Source organism: Enterovibrio qingdaonensis, from assembly GCF_028683135.1.
GTDB classification, from domain to species: Bacteria; Pseudomonadota; Gammaproteobacteria; order Enterobacterales; family Vibrionaceae; genus Enterovibrio; species Enterovibrio qingdaonensis.
In genome coordinates this window covers 140271-162993 of record NZ_JAJUBB010000011.1, presented here as the reverse complement: position 1 = coordinate 162993, position 22723 = coordinate 140271, and the positions used below count along the sequence as shown (strand labels likewise).

The 22723-nt window shown below is 47.3% G+C and carries 15 protein-coding genes and 1 riboswitch; of the genes, 9 read left to right on the top strand and 6 right to left on the bottom strand.

All coding sequences use genetic code 11. The annotated features are described in order from the left end of the window. The first annotated feature begins 44 nt into the window (after positions 1 to 44). Positions 45 to 2477, top strand: a complete 2433-nt coding sequence (locus LRP49_RS15800; RefSeq protein ID WP_274143269.1) for a polysaccharide lyase 8 family protein — start codon at positions 45 to 47, stop codon at positions 2475 to 2477. A gap of 325 nt (positions 2478 to 2802) precedes the next feature. After that, positions 2803 to 3588, top strand: a complete 786-nt coding sequence (kdgR, locus tag LRP49_RS15795; RefSeq protein WP_274143268.1) for a DNA-binding transcriptional regulator KdgR — start codon at positions 2803 to 2805, stop codon at positions 3586 to 3588. Between the two features lie 218 nt (positions 3589 to 3806). Here the strand turns inward: kdgR and LRP49_RS15790 are convergent, their stop codons facing one another. Next, entirely contained in the window at positions 3807 to 5228 is a 1422-nt protein-coding gene (locus LRP49_RS15790; RefSeq protein WP_337992953.1) for an OprD family outer membrane porin, read from the bottom strand. Positions 5229 to 5832: 604 nt separating this feature from the next. On the opposite strand from LRP49_RS15790, the gene galE reads away from it, so the two are divergent. Continuing rightward, complete coding sequence (galE, locus tag LRP49_RS15785) at positions 5833 to 6852, top strand: UDP-glucose 4-epimerase GalE (RefSeq protein WP_274143266.1); 1020 nt, start codon at positions 5833 to 5835, stop codon at positions 6850 to 6852. Positions 6853 to 6929: 77 nt separating this feature from the next. Here the strand turns inward: galE and LRP49_RS15780 are convergent, their stop codons facing one another. After that, positions 6930 to 8306: an MATE family efflux transporter gene (locus LRP49_RS15780; protein WP_274143265.1), complete on the bottom strand. Its 1377-nt coding sequence runs from the start codon at positions 8304 to 8306 to the stop codon at positions 6930 to 6932. Positions 8307 to 8619: 313 nt separating this feature from the next. Next, positions 8620 to 8719: riboswitch (TPP riboswitch) on the top strand. A gap of 64 nt (positions 8720 to 8783) precedes the next feature. On the opposite strand from LRP49_RS15780, the gene thiD reads away from it, so the two are divergent. Genes thiD through thiE form a run of 3 tightly spaced genes read left to right on the top strand, consistent with a single transcriptional unit; the run spans position 8784 to position 11090 of the window. Continuing rightward, complete coding sequence (gene thiD, locus LRP49_RS15775; RefSeq protein ID WP_274143264.1) at positions 8784 to 9620, top strand: bifunctional hydroxymethylpyrimidine kinase/phosphomethylpyrimidine kinase; 837 nt, start codon at positions 8784 to 8786, stop codon at positions 9618 to 9620. Between the two features lie 49 nt (positions 9621 to 9669). Beyond that, complete coding sequence (thiM, locus tag LRP49_RS15770; protein ID WP_274143263.1) at positions 9670 to 10464, top strand: hydroxyethylthiazole kinase; 795 nt, start codon at positions 9670 to 9672, stop codon at positions 10462 to 10464. A gap of 5 nt (positions 10465 to 10469) precedes the next feature. Next, a complete protein-coding gene (thiE, locus tag LRP49_RS15765) occupies positions 10470 to 11090 on the top strand; it encodes a thiamine phosphate synthase (protein ID WP_274143262.1) in 621 nt (206 codons plus the stop codon). Positions 11091 to 11165: 75 nt separating this feature from the next. Here the strand turns inward: thiE and LRP49_RS15760 are convergent, their stop codons facing one another. The 3 genes from LRP49_RS15760 to LRP49_RS15750 are packed head-to-tail and all read right to left on the bottom strand — an operon-like array spanning position 11166 to position 15082. After that, a complete protein-coding gene (locus LRP49_RS15760; RefSeq protein ID WP_274143261.1) occupies positions 11166 to 12011 on the bottom strand; it encodes a DmsC/YnfH family molybdoenzyme membrane anchor subunit in 846 nt (281 codons plus the stop codon). A 1-nt stretch (position 12012) separates the two neighbouring features. After that, positions 12013 to 12627: a DMSO/selenate family reductase complex B subunit gene (locus tag LRP49_RS15755; RefSeq protein WP_274143260.1), complete on the bottom strand. Its 615-nt coding sequence runs from the start codon at positions 12625 to 12627 to the stop codon at positions 12013 to 12015. A gap of 10 nt (positions 12628 to 12637) precedes the next feature. Further along, positions 12638 to 15082, bottom strand: coding sequence for a DmsA/YnfE/YnfF family dimethyl sulfoxide reductase (locus LRP49_RS15750; protein WP_274143259.1), 2445 nt, complete (start codon positions 15080 to 15082; stop codon positions 12638 to 12640). A 309-nt stretch (positions 15083 to 15391) separates the two neighbouring features. Here LRP49_RS15750 and LRP49_RS15745 point away from each other — a divergent pair, with 309 nt between their 5' ends. The 3 genes from LRP49_RS15745 (at position 15392) to LRP49_RS15735 (ending at position 19256) form a co-directional block, all read left to right on the top strand. After that, positions 15392 to 15982, top strand: a complete 591-nt coding sequence (locus LRP49_RS15745) for a TorD/DmsD family molecular chaperone (RefSeq protein WP_274143258.1) — start codon at positions 15392 to 15394, stop codon at positions 15980 to 15982. A 269-nt stretch (positions 15983 to 16251) separates the two neighbouring features. After that, positions 16252 to 17760, top strand: a complete 1509-nt coding sequence (locus LRP49_RS15740; protein WP_420791595.1) for a bifunctional metallophosphatase/5'-nucleotidase — start codon at positions 16252 to 16254, stop codon at positions 17758 to 17760. Between the two features lie 35 nt (positions 17761 to 17795). Then, positions 17796 to 19256 (top strand): hypothetical protein, encoded by a 1461-nt coding sequence (locus LRP49_RS15735; protein ID WP_274143256.1) that lies wholly within the window; start codon positions 17796 to 17798, stop codon positions 19254 to 19256. A 67-nt stretch (positions 19257 to 19323) separates the two neighbouring features. Here the strand turns inward: LRP49_RS15735 and LRP49_RS15730 are convergent, their stop codons facing one another. Then, positions 19324 to 22413, bottom strand: coding sequence for a beta-galactosidase (locus LRP49_RS15730; RefSeq protein WP_274143255.1), 3090 nt, complete (start codon positions 22411 to 22413; stop codon positions 19324 to 19326). Between the last annotated feature and the right edge of the window lie 310 nt (positions 22414 to 22723).

The window sequence follows — 22723 nt, the reverse complement described above, 5'->3', positions numbered from 1 at the left end:
TTCAAAATGGGCACCCTGCGTGCCCATTTTTTATGGTGAATCCAATGAATAACACTTTTTCTCGCTCACTTCTTACGGTGGCACTTAGCATGGCTATCTCTGGCTGTATTCATGAAGACAGTTCAGCATTAAACCCGAATGACCCTTTAAAACCTGTCGATCCTATTCCACCTTCCGAAACCATTGATTACGGGCAAATTATTGAGAATTGGTCTTTCCCTATGTTGCTGACGGATGGGGATCGTCAAAACCCGCTGTACGACACCATTTTAGATCAACGACTTCAAACCGCTCGCACGCTGCAAGCTGAGTTGATTCGTGATGAGCCGACGATGCTGTGGAACAATCTGCCACTGTATAACGATGATGGTGAAACCATCCACAACCGCAATATGGCCACCACGTTCAACAACATCGAACACCTTGCTTTGGCCTATCGTTCGTTTGACGAGTTCCACAACGAAAAAACGCTCGACGACATTCTCTACGCGCTCGATTTCGCATTGGAAAATCTGTACACCGAAACCTCGGTATCAACGGGTAACTGGTACGAATGGGAAATCGCGGTTCCTAAGTCTATCTATGACACCTTCAGCTTGGTACATGACAAGTTACCTGCGGCACTGATCGACAAAGCCAATCGCGCCACGCGTTACATTGTGCCTGATCCAAATTGGCAGCATAAAGGTGAAGGCGCAACGAGAGAGCCGATGGAATCAGCGGGAGCAAACCGCATTGATTTGGCCTTGGTTGTGCTGTTCCGCGGTGTGTTTTCTGAAAACCCAGAGGAAATTGCACAAGCGATCGATGCTATTCCAACCGTGTTAGACGAAGTCTCGACGGGCAATGGTTTCTACGCAGATGGCTCTTTCATCCAGCATGCCAACATTCCTTATATCGGTACCTATGGGCTGACACTGCTGCACGGGGTAGCGAGAGTCATGGATGCGGTACATCAAACGGGTATTGATACCAGCGATCCGCGTTACCAAACCATTGATACCTATCTTTTCAGTGCACTAGAGCCGTTCCTTTACGATGCAAAGATGATGGATGCGGTGAATGGCCGAGCGATTGCGCGTGGTTGGGTACAAAACCAAGGCGAGGGGTTAAATGCGATTTCAGCATTGGTGCGTTTTTATGAATCGCGCGAAGGCGAAGTGAAACAGCGTTTAGGTAAGCTGATTAAACACCATATCCTCATCGACAAAGAGCGTTTCTTTAGCTCTACCAGTGATCTGCATATCTTGCATGTGGCGGACAAAATCTTAAATGACGCTGAGATAACGGCGTCAGAGGAAATCAAAGGTAACTTTGTCTTCTACAACCAAGACCGAATGGTGCATCGAGGAAATGGTTTTGCGCTGTCTGTTTCCCTTCACTCTGATCGCGTCGGAAACTATGAATGCTTAACGACTACCGATGAAAACCTGAAAGGGTGGTACACGGGTGATGGCATGACCTACCTCTACGATGCTGACCATAATCAATACCAAAACTGGTATGCGCTGGTGGACAAGCGTCACTTGGCGGGAACAACGACTGACGGCGCAATGCTACCGGATTGTGGCGGTCGTCGACAGTATGACAACACCAAAAAAGATATGACGTTTGTTGGTGGTGCATCAAATGGTGAGTTCGGTATTTACGGTGCGGATTTCTATAACCACAACGATACCCTGCAAGCGAAAAAGAGTTACTTTGGCTTCGGTGACAAAGTGGTAGCACTCGGTTCAGACATCCAATCGAACTCTGGAAAAGCGTTCACCACAATCAATAACTTCAAGCTAAACGATCTGGCGAACAACACGATTCACGTTGATGGCGTGGCTTGGGCTCCTTCTGGCAACGTAACCAATACCGCGACAAACAGCTTCCATATTGACGGCAATGTGGAAGGTTCGCAGCTTGGCGTTTATTTGCCCGCAGGGCAGAGCGTGAAGATGAACTTCCATCAACGTAGCGGCAACTGGAACGTGATTTACCCAGAAAACGAACGCAAGATGGAAGACACAGTAGTGAGTGGCACGGTACTGCGTAACTTCTTCGCTCACAATGCGAAAGATAATAGCTATGCCTATGTATTGCTTCCGACGCTTTCCGCAAGTGAAACCGTGGCATTTAGCCAAAGCCCGAGTATTGAGGTGATTGCCCAAGACAGCAAAATGCATGCGGTGTATGACACTGAGTTTGATGTGCTGGGTGCTTTCTCCTGGAGCAAGGAAATCGCGACGAATGCCCTTATTTCGACGCAAGGACAATTCACTGTTCTGGCCAAAATCGAAGGGCAAACGCGCCACATTTGGTTAAGCCAACCAACACGTGCGAATGAGGTTGTTAAAGTTAAGTTTAATGACCGTCAATGCCAATCACTTCAGTCGGATAGTGAAAATCGCGTGACCTGGCAAGATGGTTACTGGGTTGTTGATACTTCCGGCTTAGAAGGGCGTGCTTACGCGTTTAGCTGCCAAATTTAAAACGATATTTCATATAGGCACTGCTTAGCGGTGCCTATTTTCTTTAAGAATGTAAACGTAGCGTTGGTAAGTAACACTATGAAAAATAACAAATAAAAGGAGTAATAGGACAGAGTGTGCTTTCACTCGTATAAACGATACGAGAGCTAAGAATCTACTGATCAGTATTCTAGTCATTGCGTATCATCTACGTCCAAAATATTAAAAATATCGTTTCATTTATCTTGGTTTACGATTGATTTTTGTGACACCTAATTTACAATTGCACCTATAACGTCCGTCGAGTAGTGACGGAACTCAATTATTTTGAGGAAAGGATAAATCTATGAGCAACAAGCAACCTGATGCTGTCTCTTCCGTTCAAAAAACCATGGCGATTTTTGAAACGTTGAGCAGCGAGAAGGAAATTGGAATAAGCGAACTGGCTCAACGCTTAATGATGTCAAAAAGTACGGTTTATCGCTTTCTACAGACGATGAAAACGCTTGGTTATGTCTCGCAGGAAGGTGAGAGTGAGCGTTATGCGTTGACGCTGAAACTGTTTGAAGTTGGCGCGCGTGCACTTGAGTACGTGGATATCATTGATTATGCCAACGCAGAGATGGTTAAAATCTCTGATGAAACCATGGAAGCACTTCACTTGGGCGCGTTGGATGAAGACAGCATTATCTACATCCACAAAATTGACTCTAAATACAAACTCAGCATGCAGTCACGTATTGGTAAGCGTAACCCGCTTTACAGTACCGCGATTGGTAAAGTTCTGTTAGCTGATTTGCCTGAAGCGACTGTGCGTGAATGCCTTAAAAATGTTGATTTCAAACAGTCTACGCCTAAAACGCACAAGAACATCGATGAACTGTTGGCCGAGTTGCCAAAAGTGAAAGCGCAAGGTTATGGTGAAGATAACGAAGAGCAGGAAGTGGGCCTTCGTTGTATTGCGGTGCCAGTTTATGACCGTTTTGGTAAAGTGATTGCAGGTTTGAGTATTTCTCTGCCGACAATGCGTTTCACTGAGAGCAAAAAAGAAGAGTTTATTAATTATCTTCACGCTTCAGCGGCGACTATCTCTGCACGTTTAGGTTGTACTGAATACTCAGCTACCGAATAAGCATCAAAAAGAATGATTAAAAAGTGGCTTTAATAGCCACTTTTTTTGTGCCCGATAATTCCCTTCGTATGGAAGTTGAGCGTTTTGTTGTTGCGTTAACCGCAGCAAGATACTGGCGCACACAGAGATTCGTCTAAGGGTATAACGCTGCGCGTGTTTTCGAGGCACAAAAAAATCCCCGCTATGAAGCGGGGATTTGAACGAGAGAGTAGGGTGAATTACTTCGCTGCGTACGAGTAAGAGAACATGAGTTTCATGTCGTTACGATCGTACTTGTAGTTAGTATCTTCTGAGCGGAAGTACGCTGGGAAGAAGTTAACGTTCAGACCTTTCAGGCCACCCTCAAGGAAGCGGTAGCGGATGTTGTAGTCGATAGAGTACATGGTACCGTCGTAAGTACGTGCGTCGCCTTTTGCACTCTTGTCAGAGATAACATCCCAACCATAGTTACCGCTCAGACCAATGCTCAGCTCTGGGATACCCCAAGATGCAAAGTTGTAGTCCATGCCCAGTTTGATCGCTTTGGTGCCATCTGGGTTGTAGTCTTCAATTTGCGATGTTGCTTGCATGAAGTTACGGTTGTCAGAGTTAGCCCAAGGCGTCAAACGGAAGTTGTATGCGCCGCCTGGATCGCTCTTCGCATCTGTTTGGCTGTATGCAGTACGGAAAGTGAAACCACCGTTTTTAATGTCTGCGCCCAGTGCGATGTAGCTTTCTACTTCTGCGTTATCAACTTTAGATACTTTACCTTCTACATACTTACCACCGTGGTAGAAGAATGCCGTGTTCAGTTTGGTGTCTTCGCTCAGATCCCAGCTGTATTTAACCAGTGCCTGCCAGTTGTCACGGTAGTCTTTACCTTGACCGTAACCTAGGTCGATAACACCTTTGTCCAGTTCGTAAATTGCGCCAACAGAATGGATGAAATCAATTTTTTGTGCCGCAGACATGCTTGGGTCACCTTGGTGCCAAGCGTTGGTCATGTCTTTGAACTTGTCGCTCCAATCATTCTTAAATTGGTCTGCCCACGCATAGCCAACGTGGAAGTTACCCATTGACACTTTACCTTCGAAACCGCGGTATGAGTGTGGGTTCAAGCCCCAAGAAGAACGGATAGTACCCATGTTGATGCGGGTGTAACCTGCGCGACCTGCAAAGCCCAGTTGCTCGTCACCCAGTTTCACTTTCAGTGCAGCGATGTTTAGAGACGTGTTGGTTTTTTCACAGCCATCGCCACCTTTGCCATCGTCATCACAGTCGTAGTCGTACAGCAGAATTTCAGATTGACCAACGGTATCACCAACTTTCATCAGCGTACTTGCCCATAGGTCGAAACCTACGACATCGTTCAAGTAACCTGAACGGTAGTCCATGGCCAATTGCAGCGTTTGGTTTTCAATTTGAGGTTTAAAATCGCCACCAGGTGCGCGTTCTTCACGGTCACGAATATAAAGGAAAGAGTGCAGATTTACCTTCGAGTCATCGTAGAACGCTTTTTTGGCTTCATCACTTAGGTCGACAGCAGCGACGCTTTGGTTTTGGGCGTCATTTTGATCCAACTCTGCTTGCGCAGAAAAAGTGCAAAGAGCAGCTGCGATAGACAGGCTCAGCACTGACAGTTTATTCGTAGATTTTATCATCATTATGTCCAATTGTAGGGTATGCATTTGGTCTGGTATGGAGCATATTTGAAATGTGTTTTGTTTAAAAACAAAACAGCGTTTCACGTTGTAAATGCTTGATCGTGATCTAATAATGAAATGCCGTTTCGAATAAATGAGTTTGTCTGTTTAATTCTGTGCGTTATGTCATTGGACTTTGGTCGTCTTTTGTTTATATAAGCGAGGGCTATGTAAAGATGCACGAGTTTAACTGTATGTTTTATACAATTAAAATTGTGATTGTGTTCATGATTACAATGCTGAATGAAAGCTGAAGCCCAAGAATATTAGCAATGTATTAATAGACTGCTGGTTTTTCTGTGCAAGGTGGTTTTTTATTGTTCAACATGCACTCGCACTTAAGAAGTAATACGTATCAACGTTATAATTTTGGCATTTTTAAACATAAAATTGACATAAATGAAAAGCAGTTTTATTTGTTGCTGTTTTCATTGGGCGTACTCAAAATTGCACGGACTGTGTTAAGCTTTCAAGACACAAAATCTGCATAGCAGTAAGAATAACAAACTCAGGCAACGGGCCTATCTAGGCTTCGTTACACTAGAACTTTTGGGAAGAAATAATGGACGTTTTAATCACCGGTGGCATGGGGTATATCGGTAGCCACACTTGCGTACAGCTGATAGAGGCTGGGCACAACCCGATTATTTTAGATAACCTCCATAACAGCAAAGTTGCTGTTATGGATCGCATCGAAAAACTAACGGGTAAACGTCCAACGTTTTATCAGGGTGATATTCGCGATTCGGTGATGCTGGATGGTGTGTTCGCAAAACATAACATTGAATCTGTTATTCATTTTGCAGGCTTAAAAGCGGTGGGTGAATCTGTAGAGAAGCCGCTTGAGTATTATGACAATAACGTCAATGGCACCTTGGTGTTGGTTGATGCGATGCGTCGAGCGGGTGTTAAATCATTGGTATTCAGCTCTTCTGCGACGGTATACGGTGACCCAGCTTCTGTACCAATTACCGAAAGCTTCCCAACCTCAGCGACTAACCCGTATGGTCGCAGTAAGTTGATGGTTGAAGAATGTATGACGGATTTCCAATTGGCGAATCCTGACTGGAGCATTACCCTGCTTCGCTACTTCAACCCAGTAGGTTCACATAAATCGGGTGAAATGGGTGAAGACCCACAAGGTATTCCTAACAACCTGATGCCATTTATTTCTCAGGTAGCGGTAGGTCGTCGCGAGTTCTTGTCTGTGTTTGGTGATGATTACCCAACCAAAGATGGCAGCGGCGTGCGTGATTATATCCACGTTGTCGATCTGGCCAATGGTCACTTAGCCGCGCTTGATAAAGTAGGCAAGAAAGCGGGGCTTCATATCTATAACCTGGGTACAGGTGATGGTAAGAGCGTGCTTGAAATGGTCGCTGCGTTTAGCGAAGCCAGCGGCAAAGAGATTGCGTATAAAATCGCACCTCGTCGCGCGGGTGATATCGCCGAATGTTGGGCGGATGCGTCGAAAGCACAAACCGAATTAGGTTGGACAGCAACGCATACGCTGGATGACATGGTAGCAGACACATGGCGTTGGCAGTCTAACAACCCGAATGGGTATCCAGACTCTCACTAAAATCCGGTTTTAAAGAATTAAAATGGGCGTTGATAAAACGCCCTTTTTGTTTGTGCCAGTTAGGCTTGTCGCCTGCACTAAGCGACCAGGTTTTTGATCCAGACTTTGCGGCGAACACGGTAAATTGAGCCTACCCACTTCACCATTTCTTCAACAGCAAACAGGGCGTATACCCATTCCAGAGGTATTTTTAGCACCAGTGCTGCAAAAGCAACGACAGGAATGCCAATCAGCCACTGCGCAGCAATGTCTTGATAGAGACAGTAGCGGATATCTCCGCCTGCACGAAGTACCCCAACAATCATACTCATAGGTACGGATTTGATGATCAGCATGCCTGCAAACATCCAGTAGAACTTCTCAGTTAGTGCCAAGGTGCTAGGCGACAATGCGGAGAACAGGCCCAAAATGGGGTCGCAAACCAACAGCATTACACCCGCAACGAGTAGCGCGCCGACAAAACTAAAGGCAGCAATGCCCCATGCTTGCGGGTAGACCTCTTCTAACTTATTGGCACCAAGTTGGTTACCCATCACAACACTTGCGGCATTGGAAATACCGATTAGCATGGCCAGTGCAAACGACTCAATGGGCGTGATCACAGAAAGTGCTGCCAGACCTTCCACACCAGCCTGCCCCAAGATCGCGTGATACACAAAGATACCGCTAGACCAAATTAAGTGATTCAAGGCAATGGGGAATGACAGCGACAGAAAACGCTTCATCCCAATAGGGTCAAACGCTTCGATAACGTGTTGAATGCCAAAAGCAGACTCTAGCTTCTTCCAATACACGTAGAGGAAGAAAAGAATGACTTCAACGATACCGCTCAACAGGGTTGCCCATGCCGCACCGGCAATGCCAAGTGCCGGAAAACCCAAATTACCGAAGATAAGCACCCAGTTAAGGAACAAGTTCAAGCTGATACCGACAAAGCTGAACGCTGTACCAATTGCGGGTTTGTTCATTGTTCGCAGGGATGCATTCAGGCTACTTCCCATGGCAATGGTGATCATTGCTACCGAGGTAATTTGTAGATACTGAGAGCCCAAATTGATGACGTTGCTATCGTTTGTCGCGAGCCCCATTACCGCATGGGGAATGAAAAGGAAAATAAGTGCGAACAACACGGCAACAATGGTTGTCATGACGGCTGTCAGTGCGGTTTTACGACGAAAACCCTCAATGTTCCCCGCGCCCCAATATTGGGCGGTGAGCAATGAGCCACCCGTCGTGACACCAAAGATCAGAATCGTTGCAACGAACAACGCTTTACCAGCAACACCAATGGCAGCAACATCCGCTTCGCCTAATTGACCAAGCATAAGAATGTCGACCAGGCTTCGGCTGGAAAACAGCATAGTTTGTAACGCAATCGGCAAGCCAATACTGATCAGACGGCCGAAAAACTGCGCGTCGCAGTGCGTGCGCAGTAGAGAATACTTGGTGCTCAAAGGTGGTTTCCTAAAAAAGGGAAGGTGGAAAAAGTTGGTGTAAATTTTGCGCGATTATCGAGCAATGCACTGCAAGCTACAAGGGGGTAAATAAAAAGAATTAAGACTGAATTTTCATATGAAGATAGCAAATTACATGTTTGGTTATAATTATATATATCAGTCAGTTACGTGCTTTCTTTTGAGTCCTGCAACAAGACGTTCTCAATCGGTAATTTCTTAATTAGCACTCCGTGGTTTTGTGAGCTGATCGAAACAGATAGGCGCGATGTAGAGTTATATTGCAGTTAGTTAAAAAATTGATAGGATGAAGTGGATATAGTCGGGGAGCCTATTGGCTGAGAGTGCATTTCGCATGACCCGTAGAACCTGATTCAGTTAGCACTGACGTAGGGAACTATTTGTGTCTCAATTGTAAAGAGCATCGCCTCTTACTTTCACGAGCACGTGTTCCTGAGCGTTGGTTTAGGAATACAAATGACGTTACCTACCCAACAAACAAAAACACCCATTGTCCTCACGATTGCTGGCTCTGATAGCGGCGGCGGCGCAGGCATTCAGGCAGACATTAAAGCTATCTCCGCAACTGGCGGTTATGCGTGCTCTGTCATTACGGCCATCACGGCGCAAAACACCCAAGGTGTCTCCGCGATATTTCCTATCCCAATTGAGCACGTTGCTCACCAATTAGATGCCGTTTTTTCCGATTTGAATATTGTGGCCGTTAAAGTGGGTATGCTGGCGGACAGCAACATTATCCGTACTGTTGCGGAGAAGATTAAACAATACCGGCCACAATTTTTGGTGGTAGATCCAGTGATGGTTGCAACAAGTGGTGATTTACTGCTGGAAACGGATGCGATTAGCACCTTGAAATCAGAATTACTGCCACTGGCAGACATCATCACGCCTAATCTTCCTGAAGGTGCAGCATTGACGGGCTTGGCTATTCCAAACAACGAAGACGAAATGAGCAATATGATTGTCGATCTTCGTTTGCTGGGTGCTAAGAGTGTTTTGCTAAAAGGTGGGCATCTTGAGAAAGATGAAAGCAGCAATGATTTGTTGATACTGAAAGACACCGTCGATGAACTTCGAGCAAAACGCATTAAAACTAAAAATACCCACGGCACCGGGTGCTCGCTGTCTTCGGCGATCGCCTCTTACCTTGCTCAGGGTAATGACCTTCAAAAAGCCGTTCAGCTAGGTAAACAATATATTTCTGAGGCCATCGCCCATGCAGATGAACTTGAGGTCGGTGAAGGACACGGGCCAGTAAACCATTTCTTCAATGGTCATACACAACTGCGGTAATTGCCGATGGTAAAACATACTGAATTTGAGCTTGAGTTAGGGATAAACAATGAACGTTGAAACTATAGTGTCCGCACTTCGTCGGGTGCGTGAAGTGAAGCCATTAGTGGTGAATGTCACTAACTATGTTGTGATGAACAATACAGCAAATGCATTATTAGCTGTGGGGGCGTCGCCAATTATGGCGCATTCTAAAAAAGAAATGGCTGAGATGATGTACTTTGCGGGTTCGCTAGTCATTAACATTGGAACGTTGGACAGTGTCTGGGTGCCTCGAATGCTGCATGCGGTAGAACAAGCCAATGCCAACAAAAAAACGGTTGTTTTGGATCCGGTAGGCTGTGGTGCAAGTTCTATTCGTACGGAAACTTCTCGTCAAATCGCCGCGTTGGCAGATTCACTGATTATTCGTGGTAATGCGTCTGAAATTATCGCGCTTGCAGGTGAGCAAGGTCAGTCCAAAGGCGTCGATGCTCTGGACAGCAGCGAAGCGGCGTTGGGGGCTGCGCAGTATCTGGTGGAAACGTACAACTGCTCTGTGGTTGTATCAGGCGAAACGGATTACATCGTAAAAATGGATGGCTATGTCCAACTTAAAAATGGCCACGCCATGATGCCGTATGTGACAGGGATGGGCTGTACCCTTTCTGCGCTGACAGGGGCATTTGCCGCTGTTGGTGAAAAAACGGGTCTAGCAGCTGCAGCGGTGCTGGGTGTGGCGGGTGAAATCGCGGCGGAGAAATCAGCAGGCCCTGGTAGCCTTCAGATGAACATACTGGATGCGTTGTACCAACTCGACGTTGAGACGTTAACACAACGCCTCATCATGACTGTTCAGGAATAGGCCAGTTGAACCCTTATCGTTTATATCTGGTCACGGATGATCAGCAAGATTTAGAGACCCTGATATGGGTCGTGCAGGAAGCGGTTGCAGGTGGCGTGACCATGGTGCAGGTTCGTGAAAAACACGGTGATGTTCGCCAATTCATAGATCGCGCGAACGCAGTAAAAGACGTTCTTAAGGGCACGGGTGTGCCCTTGATTATCAACGATCGTGTTGATGTTGCCTTAGCGGTAGATGCAGACGGCGTGCACCTGGGTCAGTCAGACATGCCCGCGGCACTTGCGCGTCATCTTATTGGGCCAGATAAAATTCTGGGGCTGTCCATTGAAACGAAGGCACAGCTAGAAGAAGCGGCATCTTTACCTGTTGATTATTTGGGGTTAAGTGCCATTTTTTCCACGCAGACGAAAACGGATACGAAAACAGAGTGGGGCATTGAAGGGCTGCGCAGTGCAGTTAACGAAAGTCATTTCCCCATTGTTGCTATCGGTGGCATTAATGCGTCCAATCTGGATGATGTCGTGGCAACAAACGTGGACGGTATCGCGCTGGTATCGGCTATTTGCCATGCTCAACACCCCCGAAAGGCGGCCGCGAATATCAAAGCACAAATAGATAGAACTTGAATTCACAATGATGTGCAGATAAAAAAATCCCCTCAGAAGAGGGGATTTTTGTTCACGATGTTATCGGTTTAAAGCTTACACGCCAGCAGTCATATGCATGCCATAGAACATGCCGCGGCCAACTAGCTCAGACAATACGATAAGCACAAATGCGATTACCATGACTGGAAGTGCTGGTTTTTGCTTCATGAATACTGGTAGCAACCACATCACTAACCCCGTTGTTAGTAGGCTAAGGCGAACGAGCAGGATAGTTTCTATCTCTGGTACGACAGCCATTGCAGAGGTTGCGCTGGTTTCAATACTACCTAAGTGCGCCGTAAGCATTGCTACAGCAATGACAACACCCATCGCCGAGAGCAAACCCATTAGAGGCAAAATGGTATCTGCTGAATGAACTTTATGGTTAGCAGCAACAAGCAGCAGGTGCGCTAGCGCAAGACCACTCACAGCCATTGTTAGTAGGAAGGCAGCTGGCGTCAGGCCAGTGTACCAAGTAGGTACAGTATCAATCATATACACCATGATCATGGCGTACATAAAGAAAGCACCCATACTCATTGCGCCCAGCATCAGCACTTTGCGCAAGCCTTCGCTGCCTTTGTCCAGAATAGACAATAGCCAGTAAAAACCGCCTAATGCAAAGAACACGCTACCGCTAGCAATTTCGTTAGACAGCCAAGATTTACCGACCATGTTTAACGCGTTCATCGCTCGCAGTGGAGAGCCCAAGTGCATGGTCGATGTCATGAAACCAAGGCCCATGATCACCCAAAGACCAAACATGGCTTTGTGCAAACGTTGTTCACCACCTGGGCAGAATTGCTTGCTGAGTAACAGTACACTCAGCACCAAAAATGCACCGACCGATGTCTGTGCAAATACCGTAAATACGACCAGTGGCCATTCATGCCATGCCATATTAAACCTCCTTCGGGTTCGCCAGATAGCCAGTGGTGTCTCCACATGGGCGGGCATGGCGGTTTGGTTTGATAACAATGTTTGGTTTGGTCAACGAGGCTGACGGCAGTGGAGCCACTTCCGCTTGTTCGCCATATTTGGCGCGCAGTTCATCGATTGGGCCGAACTCCAATGCACGAAGCGGACAAGAACCAACACAAATTGGCTCCAGACCTTCAGAAACGCGCTCGTAACAGCCGTCACATTTGGTCATGTGGCCTTTGTTTGCGTCGTACTGTGGCGCGCCGTAAGGACAAGCCATAGAACAATACTGACAACCGATACAGGTATCAGTATCGACAACGACAAAGCCATCTTCGCGCTTGTGCATTGCGCCGCTTGGGCAAACTTTGGTACATGCTGGTTCAGAACAATGGTTACACGCCATGGAAACGTAATAGGAGTAGACATCCTGTCGCCATGTGTCGCCATCTTTTACCCAGTTACCGCCTGCATATTCGTAAACACGGCGAAAGTTAACACCGACGTCCAAATCTTTATTGTCTTTGCAAGACAGTTGGCAGGTTTTACAACCGGTGCACTTGCTTGAATCAATATAAAAACCGTATTGCTTCATGGTTTAACCCTTATGCCTTTTTCACCAGTTGTACTTCCACCAAATTGGTGTGTTGCGGATTGCCTTTTGCCAGCGGGCTAGGACGTTGAGACGTCAGCACGTTAATACAACCGCCTTTGTCTATTTTGTTTTTGCCCGGTGCGTACCAACCACCTTCACCCAAGGCAGTCACACCTGGGAGAATACGAGGCGTCACTTTGGCGGGAATATGTAATTCACCGCGGTCGTTAAAGATGCGGATCAAATCGCCGTTCTCGATGCCGCGCTCTGCTGCATCAATTGGGTTAATCCACATTTCTTGAGGTGCCGCTTCCTTAATGACGTCTACATTTCCGTAGGTCGAGTGGCAGCGCGCTTTGTAGTGGAAACCGGTCAACTGAAGTGGATAGGTTTTGCGCTTTTCATGATCCCAGCCATCAAACGTTGACACATAGATAGGCAATGGATGGATGACTTCATCGTCTTCCAATTCCCACGTTGCGGCGTATTCAGCCAAACGCTCTGAATAGATTTCAATTTTGCCGGATGGGGTGGTCAACGGGTTGTTTTCAGGATCTTCGCGGAACGCTTTGTATGCGACAAAGTGGCCATTCGGGTCTTTGCGTTTGTAAATGCCCAGCTCACGCATGGTTTCAAAATCAGGCAGTGAAGGGTCCATTTCACGGGTTAAAGCGTAAAGATGGCGCAGCCAACCTTCTTGATCACGGCCTTCGGTGAACGCCTCACCAACACCCATACGCGCAGAGATTTCTGAACACATCTCAAAAATGCCTTTGGCTTCAAACTGTGGTTCGATGGCTTTGTCAGCAAAGATGAAATACGGCATGTTCGCCGCTTTCGTGTCCATACAGAAATCCATCTGCTCAGACGTGGTTAAATCCGGCAATACGATATCCGCGTATTTCGCAGACGATGTCATGTGGTTGTCGATAACCACGATCATCTCACACGCCTTATCATCTTGAAGGATATCGTGTGTTTTGTTGATATCTGAATGCTGGTTGATGATGCAGTTACCCGCATAGTTCCAGATAAATTTGATAGGTACGTTCAGCTTATCAACACCGCGAATACCATCACGCTTCGCTGTCATTTCTGTTCCGCGAACAATCGCATCAGTCCAAAGGAACATTGGGATAGACGCTTGAACAGGGTTTGTCAGAGTAGGGAAGCGTACAAACGGAATGTTGTAGTCTGATTCACGAGCACCTGTGCCACCGCCGTTGATACCAACGTTACCGGTCAACAAGGCTAGCATTGCCACTGCGCGAGATGCGATTTCGCCATTTGCAGTGCGTTGCAGGCCCCATCCTTGTAGAACAGCACAAGGTTTGGTTGAACCAATTTCACGCGCGGCTTTAATGATCATGTCAGCAGGGATACCTGTGATAGATGCTGCCCATTGCGGTGTCTTCACAATGCCATCCGGCCCTTCACCCATGATGTATGACTTGTAGTCACTCTTAGGTGGTGCGGACGCTGGCAGTGTTTTTTCGTCATAGCCGACGCAGTAGGTATCTAAGAATGCTTGGTCAACCAAGTCTTCAGTGATCATGACGTGAGCCATGGCTGCAATAAAGGCAGCATCTGTCCCCGGACGAATTGGGATCCACTGGTCTTCACGGCCACCGGCGGTGTCGGTGTAGCGTGGGTCAATCATGATCATGCGAGCATTTGAACGCGCTTTACCTTCCATCATGTGATGGATAAGGCCACCGCCAGACATGCGGGTTTCAGCGGGGTTGTTACCGAACTGAACAATCAGCTTGGTGTTTTCCAGATCGGAAAAAGAGTTACCTGCGCCCCAACCACCATAGGTGTAGTTCAGGCCTTCTTTGATTTGTGCCGTTGAGTAGTCACCGTAATGGTTTAGGTAGCCACCGGTCAGGTTCATCATTCGAGCGATCAGTGAACCCGCTGGTGGCCATGATTTGGTGACAGTGCCTCCCAAGGTGCCCGTACCGTAGTTCAGGTAGATCGCCTCGTTGCCATAGTCTTTGATGATGCGTTTCATGTTGTTCGCGATTTCATCGTAGGCTTCTTCCCACGTGATACGCTTGAACTTGCCTTCACCGCGATTACCCACACGCTTCATTGGATATTTCAGGCGGTCTGGGTTGTATACGCGACGGCGCATAGAGCGGCCACGCAGACAGGCTCGTACCTGATGATTGCCGTATTCATCGTCACCGGTGTTGTCGGTTTCAACCCATTTGATTTCGCCATCAACAACGTGCATGCGAAGAGGGCAGCGGCTACCGCAGTTAACAGTACATGCGCTCCACACTACTTTTTCTTCTTTCGCAGCAGCGGTTGCAGCAGCTACTGGACTGGTTTTAAACGGCAGGGCGACTGCGCCTGCGGTCGCCGCTAAGCCACCCATTGCGGATGATGACTTCACAAAGTCTCTCCGCGAAAGGCCACCTGACAGCAACGCTTTAAATGTATTTTTCATCTACGACATTCTCTTTTGTTTTGATAACGGTTGTTTCACCGTCTCGCGCACGTGAATGTCTTATGGAATGGGGTATGGAAACTTGTGGCAAATCAACAAATCATCCGGAAAGCGGGGGAATGACATGCAAGATGCTGGAAGTGATATTTACATCACACTTTGGGCATATAATCTGTAAATTACATATCATTCAGATGTATGTATCGAGAAAATTAAATATGTTAACGGAAATGTTTTGTTTGATAGCGCGCAAATTTTTCGGGCTGCAACAGGGCTAGACTCCGAGAAAACATCGAAAATAAGGCTCTCATGCAATACGACTCAAATTTAGCCCGCTTGTTGGGTGCGCTGCTGTACCATTCACCCTCCTCAGAAACTGCCTCGTTAATTATTGGAGACTTTAAGCATCAAAATGATGAGCTTCTTCGATTGCTAGGCGAAAGTGCTGAAGCGAGCCATGCAGATTTTTTAGAGGCGGACTTTTTTAGTTTGCTGCAAGGCAGTGGCGACATGCCCTGCCCACCATGGGGATCAGCTTACCTCGATAATGAAAACGCACTGTTTGGTGCTTCTACCATTGAGTACCGCGCTTTCTTGTCAGAGGTGGGGTTAGAAAGTAACACGGGTGTGCGAGAGCCTGAAGATCATATCGGCTTAATGCTGATGGTGCTGTCGGTACTGCTCGAAAGGGATGATGTTGAGCGCGTTAAGATATTGCTCAGTTATCATTTACTTCCGTTCGCTTTTACCATGCTTGAAGAAATGGAAAACAGTGCCCAAACGGATTTCTACCGTAACGTTGCGTTGCTGACGGCGGGCTGGTTGAACACCTTCTCGCAAGAGATTGGTGTTGTCGCCGCAGAGCGTCGCATCTATTGGGAAACCACCCGTCCGGCGTAAACGAGCACGTTCAATAGTCACCAATCGTTAACCCCAAGCTGTCTTAGTCACATTGCGTAACTACCTAAGCGGTGAGGGGTTAGTGCTATATCACCAACGCATTTGGTAACTCTGTTGAGCTCGACGTAAACGTTTGCGTTGTGATGTGACTCGCATCACATCCTCAATTTCAACGCCTTTCTATAGTTCATGCCGCTTTGTTTCCTCCTTTTTAGAGTATTGAAAACATGAACAATAAGCGTGTTCTTTTGCCTGTTAGTCTTTTGCTGATGAGCCAATCTTTTGCGGTGTCTGCGGAAGTGAAAGAAATCACTTTACTGCACACCAACGATATTGAAAGTGTGTACGAACCTGTCGATGCGTTCTGGAATCCTGATATCACACGTATTGGTGGTATTCCGTATCTGGCGACCTTGATCCACGAAACCAGAGCGAAAGAAGACACCAGCTTCCTGTTTGACGCGGGCGATATTTTCACGGGCTCCTTGTCGAAAAAGACCCAAGGTAAATTGGCGTTCGATCTCTACAGCGCAATGGGTTACGACGCTATTACGCTGGGTAACCATGAATTCGAATACGGCTGGAAAACGCTGAAAGGCGTGATGCCACGCGCGGCATACCCAGTGTTGAATGCCAACATCAAGTTCGAACAAAACGATGCACCTTTTGCACAGCCTTACACCATTGTTGAGAAAGACGGTGTTCGCATTGGCGTTGTCGGTGTAATGGGTATAGATGCCTTCTACAACACCATGTGGAAAGGTAACCGCAAAGGCCTGACAATTGGCGATCCAACAGAAGTGACCCAGTACTGGGTAGACAAAATCCACGATGATGTGGACATGGTTGTTGTACTGACTCACCAAAATAAAACTGCGCCAATGCAGACTGACAAAGAAGCGGATCCTGAAGTACAGCGCGGTTTTGATGAAGACTACGTGATGGCAGGCAAGCTGAAAAATGTTGATGTGATTTTCGGCGGTCACTCTGATCACGGTCTGTGGGAGCCAGTTGTGCACCCAGAAACGGGCACGGTTGTTGGTTTAACTTTCGGTCAGGGTAAATACCTGGGTTACACCAAGTTTGAAGTGGACACCGACAAGAACACCGCAAAGCTGGTAGAAGGAAAACTCATCCCAGTTGAGTCTGACAAGCTGAAGCGCGATGAGAAAACCGGTCAGCTGATTGATGATGCTCGCACGGCGTATCCAGAGCTTAGCGCGCAAATTGCCACCATCAACGAAACGGCATTCCGTCGCTACTACCGCGAATCTAATATTGGCAATTTGGTCGCAGACATGATGCGTGATGCGGGTAACGCTGATATCGCGATGATGAGCTCAGGCAGTATCCGTGTTGACCTTAACCAAGGCCCTGTTACGTTGGAAAACGTGATGAACGTGTTCCCGTTCACTGACAAATTGGCGGTGGTGTCTATTTCAGGCAAGCAAGTGAAGGAACTACTGGAATACAGCTACACACTGCCATATGGTCTTGCTCAATTCTCGGGTATTGAAGCCACCTATGAGAGCCGCAAACCAGCAGGTGAGCGTCTGCTTACACTGCATATAAACGGTAAAAAAGTGGACGACGCGAAGCAATACAGCGTAGCAACTTACTCTTATGCAGCAAGCGGCGGTGACGGTTACCACGTGTTTGCAAAAGGTACGCCAGTGTCTCAAGGCAAGCTGGTGATGGATGTACTGATTGATCAGTTTAAAGCGCGCAAGGCGGTAACCGTTCCAGCGTTGGGTCGTCAGGTTGATGTTGCTCGATAAGGCCTAACGCCTTGCAATGATAGGAACATAGAAGTTTGTTATTTCGTCGAGAATACAATGGCTGTAAAACGTTCAGTTGTGTTAACTGTGGCAACCCTGATCCTGCCTTGTATTCTCGATCTTCACGTTTGGGGTATGCCGCCTGGCATTGCCCTGAATGTGGCGCTTACCCACCAGAACTCAGTAATCCCCCCATTCTTGCGCTAGCGGAACAAATCGCTCAAACGCGAATACCAGACGTTTCTCCACTCATTTGGTGCTGTGCGCAACCATTGTTCGTGAAATATGGACTGACACGTTCAGGCAGCCCACGTGTGCAGTGCATACATTGCAGAAAAGTGCATACCCTTGCTAATCCAAACACCTTGTCAAAGCAGTTACAGCCGCTACTAGACGGTTTGTTGGCAGGTATTTCGCCGGTTGACCTCGCGGCTGAATTAACTCTCAGCAATAAGGTGTTTTCTGAGCGGATGGCGAAACTGACATGCTTACTTAGCACTGTCATGACACGGGTAGAAATTAGCGCGTTATCACAAAAAGTCTCTCCGATCGTTCAAACGAGAAGCCACGTGCAGGTTTGCCGTTCAGGTCTGAGTCGAGCGGCGAACAAACAAGCGGAAACCCATGTTTGGACGTTAACAAGCGTTGATGCTCGAACAGGCTATGTTTACCTCATCAGTGACAACGTGCTGCTTTCAGCAGATAACGCGTCATGTTTGGAAGCGGGTCATTATGTGCCGCGAGTAAAAGAGCAAGGCATAGATAGCGAAGCCAACGTACTGTCACGTGCAGAAAAAACGTATGCCAAAATCATGGCCAGAACACAGTTTGATGAGCTGGCATATTGTCACGAGAAACACGGACAGATAGCAAAAGGTGCGTTGCTTCGTCCGGTTTATGCTGCACACGCCCATATGCAAATTCTGTATCAACAACTGGCGAACACGTCATCGGTTTATTTGCTGTTAGAGCATGAAAGTTTTGTTCGTGGAGCCGCCATCACGGCATTTGATACGCGCGTAAAAAACGTGACAGCCAATTTGTATTATTGGCATGTTGCCGCAGACATCGACGCCGACAGAGTCAGTGAACCTCAACAAAAGACACTGAGCTGGTGGAATGAAAAGTGGTTTAGAACGAATAGTGAAAGGGAAGGTCAGCACTACCAGATCGCCTTGGGTTACTTGACACCCAGAGTCAGTCAGCCCCCGAAAAATGCTGATTCCCTGTTCCCCTCGGAGCTCGATTGGAACGCTGTCTTTTGGCAAGATTTTGATCATTGGTTACCGCCGTCACACGCAGCGAAATTGAGTATGGAACGGGTTCGACAATGGCAGACAGTGTATCGTTATTTGCACAATATTGTTTGGAGCAAAAAACCGAGACTGCCAATCTATAAAACAATGAAACCCATATCGGTTGAAAGCTTAGTGGCGTTGGAAAATACGCTTTCTGTTGCTTTAGTCGCGGACATCTCTTCAGGTAGCGAGAAATAGCTCTCCAGATAAAGAAAAACCCCTTTACCTTGATATTCGGCAAAGGGGTCTGTCGTTTAAGGGCTTATTAACAACCGCGTAGCGTAACTTGATACCGGTAATGCTTGTCCGTTAACTGGAATTCCTTATGCACGCTTGGGCTCCAAGAATCATCGCCGCCAACGCCCATATGACGGTGATCGACATAGACATACATTTTATCTTCGGCCATTAACTCGTTGGTGTGCTTCGCATCAGTCAATTGCATTGGGTCGAATCGCGACACGTTAAATTGGAAGTCCCCAGACACCTGAATCTTGCCTGCTTGCATCCAATGTGTACCGCAGCGGAGACCGCTATCGGTTGGGAAGATATACGGTGTGTACATCGTTTCCAACTCTTGGTTGTAGTGTCCAAAACGCGCGCCCGCCAATCGGTCAGGGTAGTTTTCAAAAGGCCCTAAACCTTTCCAACTCACGCTGTTTTCATCTTTTGCCAGTGGTAGCTCGAAGGCAAGGCCAATACGCGGCATCGGTGGAAGGTAATCGGCCAGTTGTACCTTCACATCGATCGTCACTTCACCATTGTCAGAGAAGGTATAGCACCACGTTGTTATAGCTTGAATGGTGGCATTGAAGTGGTATGCAAACGTTGCGTTAACGACAACTGACGATGCCGTCTCGTCGTGATTGAATTGAACGCATTCGCGCTCCCAGTGGCCAATGCCTGCTTGTTCCCAACGACACACCCAAGCATTCGGGTCGACGTTATCAATCTCACTTATCCCGATATCATTATCGAGCGGGGCACGGTAGAAATTATCAACCGGACCACGAAGTATCTGAGCGATGCCATCAATCGTCCAATTTGTCATCAAACCCGATTGACGGTCAAAGCACCAAGACGTTTTCGCATCCTGTGTGTGAACAATCAGTGAGTCTTCACTTACTGTCAATACAGGTGCTTTCGGACTAACCGTTGTAGGAAGTGTCAGGCCTGTAGAGTTTTGAACCGCAAACTGCTCGGTGGCAATCACATGTCCTGCTTCTGCCCAAGCCGTGTCGTTGACTAATGCGATATCAGTATTTAAGTGATAAACCGCTTTTGCTTTTGCTGCAAACGGAGCATTGATTTCCAGCACTTCACTGCTGTCAGCCGCTACGTCTAACGCCATTTGACCAGATTGAATAGCGACGCCATTTTCTAACAAGGTCCATGTCAGCACTTCGTTATCAGTCGCGCGGAACAGGTTCTCGTTAGTAACCTTCAGGTGGAACGTATTACCTTGTTGCTCCACTAACGCTGCGGTAATCATTCGTTGGCAGAATTTGGCTTCTTCCAATGTAGGGTGTGGTGTGCGATCAGGGAAAATTAAGCCATTGATACAGAACTGACGGTCATTGATCGTATCGCCAAAATCACCACCATACGCCCAGAAGTGCTGGCCGTTTTCATCAAATTGGCTGAGGCCTTGATCAACCCAATCCCAAATGAATCCCCCTTGTAGGCGAGGGTATTCGCGGAATGCATCCCAGTACTCGTTAAAGCTGCCCAAACTGTTCCCCATCGCGTGTGCGTATTCGCAAAGGATAAGAGGGCGTTTTTCATTCGGTAATGAAATCCATTTTTTAATCGCATGCTTAGGAACGGCGTCGTCTTCAATCTCGGTATTCACGCGAGCATACATTGGGGCGATGATGTCTGTAGCCGTTGTATTTGCGCCACCACCTTCATATTGAACAGGACGCGAAGGGTCATATTGTTTTGACCAGCCATACATAGCGTTGTGGCTGCTGCCGTGGCCAGACTCGTTACCCAATGACCAAATGATGATGGATGGGTGGTTTTTGTCGCGCATCACCATTTGGGTATAGCGACTCATGTACGCGTGCGCCCACTGAGGGTCTGCTGACAAGCGGTTCATTGGCTGCATGCCGTGTGTTTCAATATTCGCTTCGTCACACACATACAAACCGTATTGGTCGCACAGTTCATACCAACGAGGATGGTTAGGGTAGTGGGCAGTACGAACAGCGTTGAAGTTGTTCTGCTTCAGCAAACGAATATCGCGGATCATGTCTTCTTCGGTCATGACATGACCAAGTTCAGGATGATGCTCATGACGGTTAACGCCGCGAATAAGCAAGGCTTTGCCGTTCAGCATGAGTTGGCCATCAGCCATTTCCACTTTACGGAAGCCAACCTGATACGCTTCGCTTTCCACGTGTGCGCCGTGTTCGTCCAGCAATGACACCACTAAACGGTAGAGATTCGGCGTTTCCGCTGACCATTTCTTCGGTTCACGAACGTGAAGAGTTTGAAACACCACATCACAATAGGTGCCGCGCTCATCAATACGGCGGTTGTGCGGTTTCGCCACTTCTGGAGCCGTCAAAGCCGTGTTGTTTTCGAAAAGCTGTACTTGAACTTGGTAAGTATCAGGAGCTGAAATGTGCGTCACGATGGAAAGTGAACCGTCGCGGTAACACGCATCTAAATCCGGTGTAATGAACACATCTTCAATGCACTGCTTGGGTTTAGACAGCAAAGTGACGTCGCGGAAAATACCACTTAGCCACCACATATCCTGATCTTCTAGATAGGTACCATCGCACCAGCGTAGCACCATGACTGCCAGCGTGTTCTCACCAACAGTAAGGAAGTCAGAAAGGTCGAACTCAGACGGAAGGCGGCTGTCTTGGCTGTAGCCGACCCATTTGCCGTTACACCACAAGTGAAAAGCAGAGTTCACACCGTCAAAAATAATGCGTTGCGTGTTTTCTAGATCTTCAGCTGACAAGGTAATGCGAGTACGGTAGCAGCCTGTCGGGTTATCAGCAGGGACAAGCGGAGGGTTCACGTCAAACGGGTATTTTACATTGGCATAAATGGGTTTGTCGTAGCCGTGTAGCTGCCAGTTAGACGGCACCGGAATCGTGTTCCAGTCAGTATCATCAAAGAGAGTTTCGATAAACTCCCCCTCTACCTTCTCGGGTGCATCAAACAATTTGAACGCCCATTGACCATTCAAAGAGCAACGCTTTCCTTGAATACCATCTCTGGCGTGGAAAAGGGTGCGATAGCTAGAAAGCGGGCTGTGTGCCTTTAAGCAGTTGATGTTGACGGACTGGGGATTTTCCCAGTCTCTACGTTGAAGGATTGCTGAAAATGCCGTCATGGTGTTCCTACTTCTTTTTATTAGGGTTTGCCGCAAGCTAGGTGTTGAGTCAAACACCAAGGAAACGCCAAGCAAGCAGCTGTTGAGGCAAGTTTAAAGAGTAAGTGGTAACGTTTACATTTATTTGTGCTGAAATTGTGCGTTGGATTTCATTTCAGCGTGGTTAGCCAACGAGGGTAGGTCATGGTAGTCACCAAGTATCAGCATTAACAACTGTATGCGTGGTGTTTCGTCATAACCTACAAAAATGTGTAAACGTTAACACTTTTGTGTTTTGTACGCAGACAAGTGAAAAACTTTGACTATCATG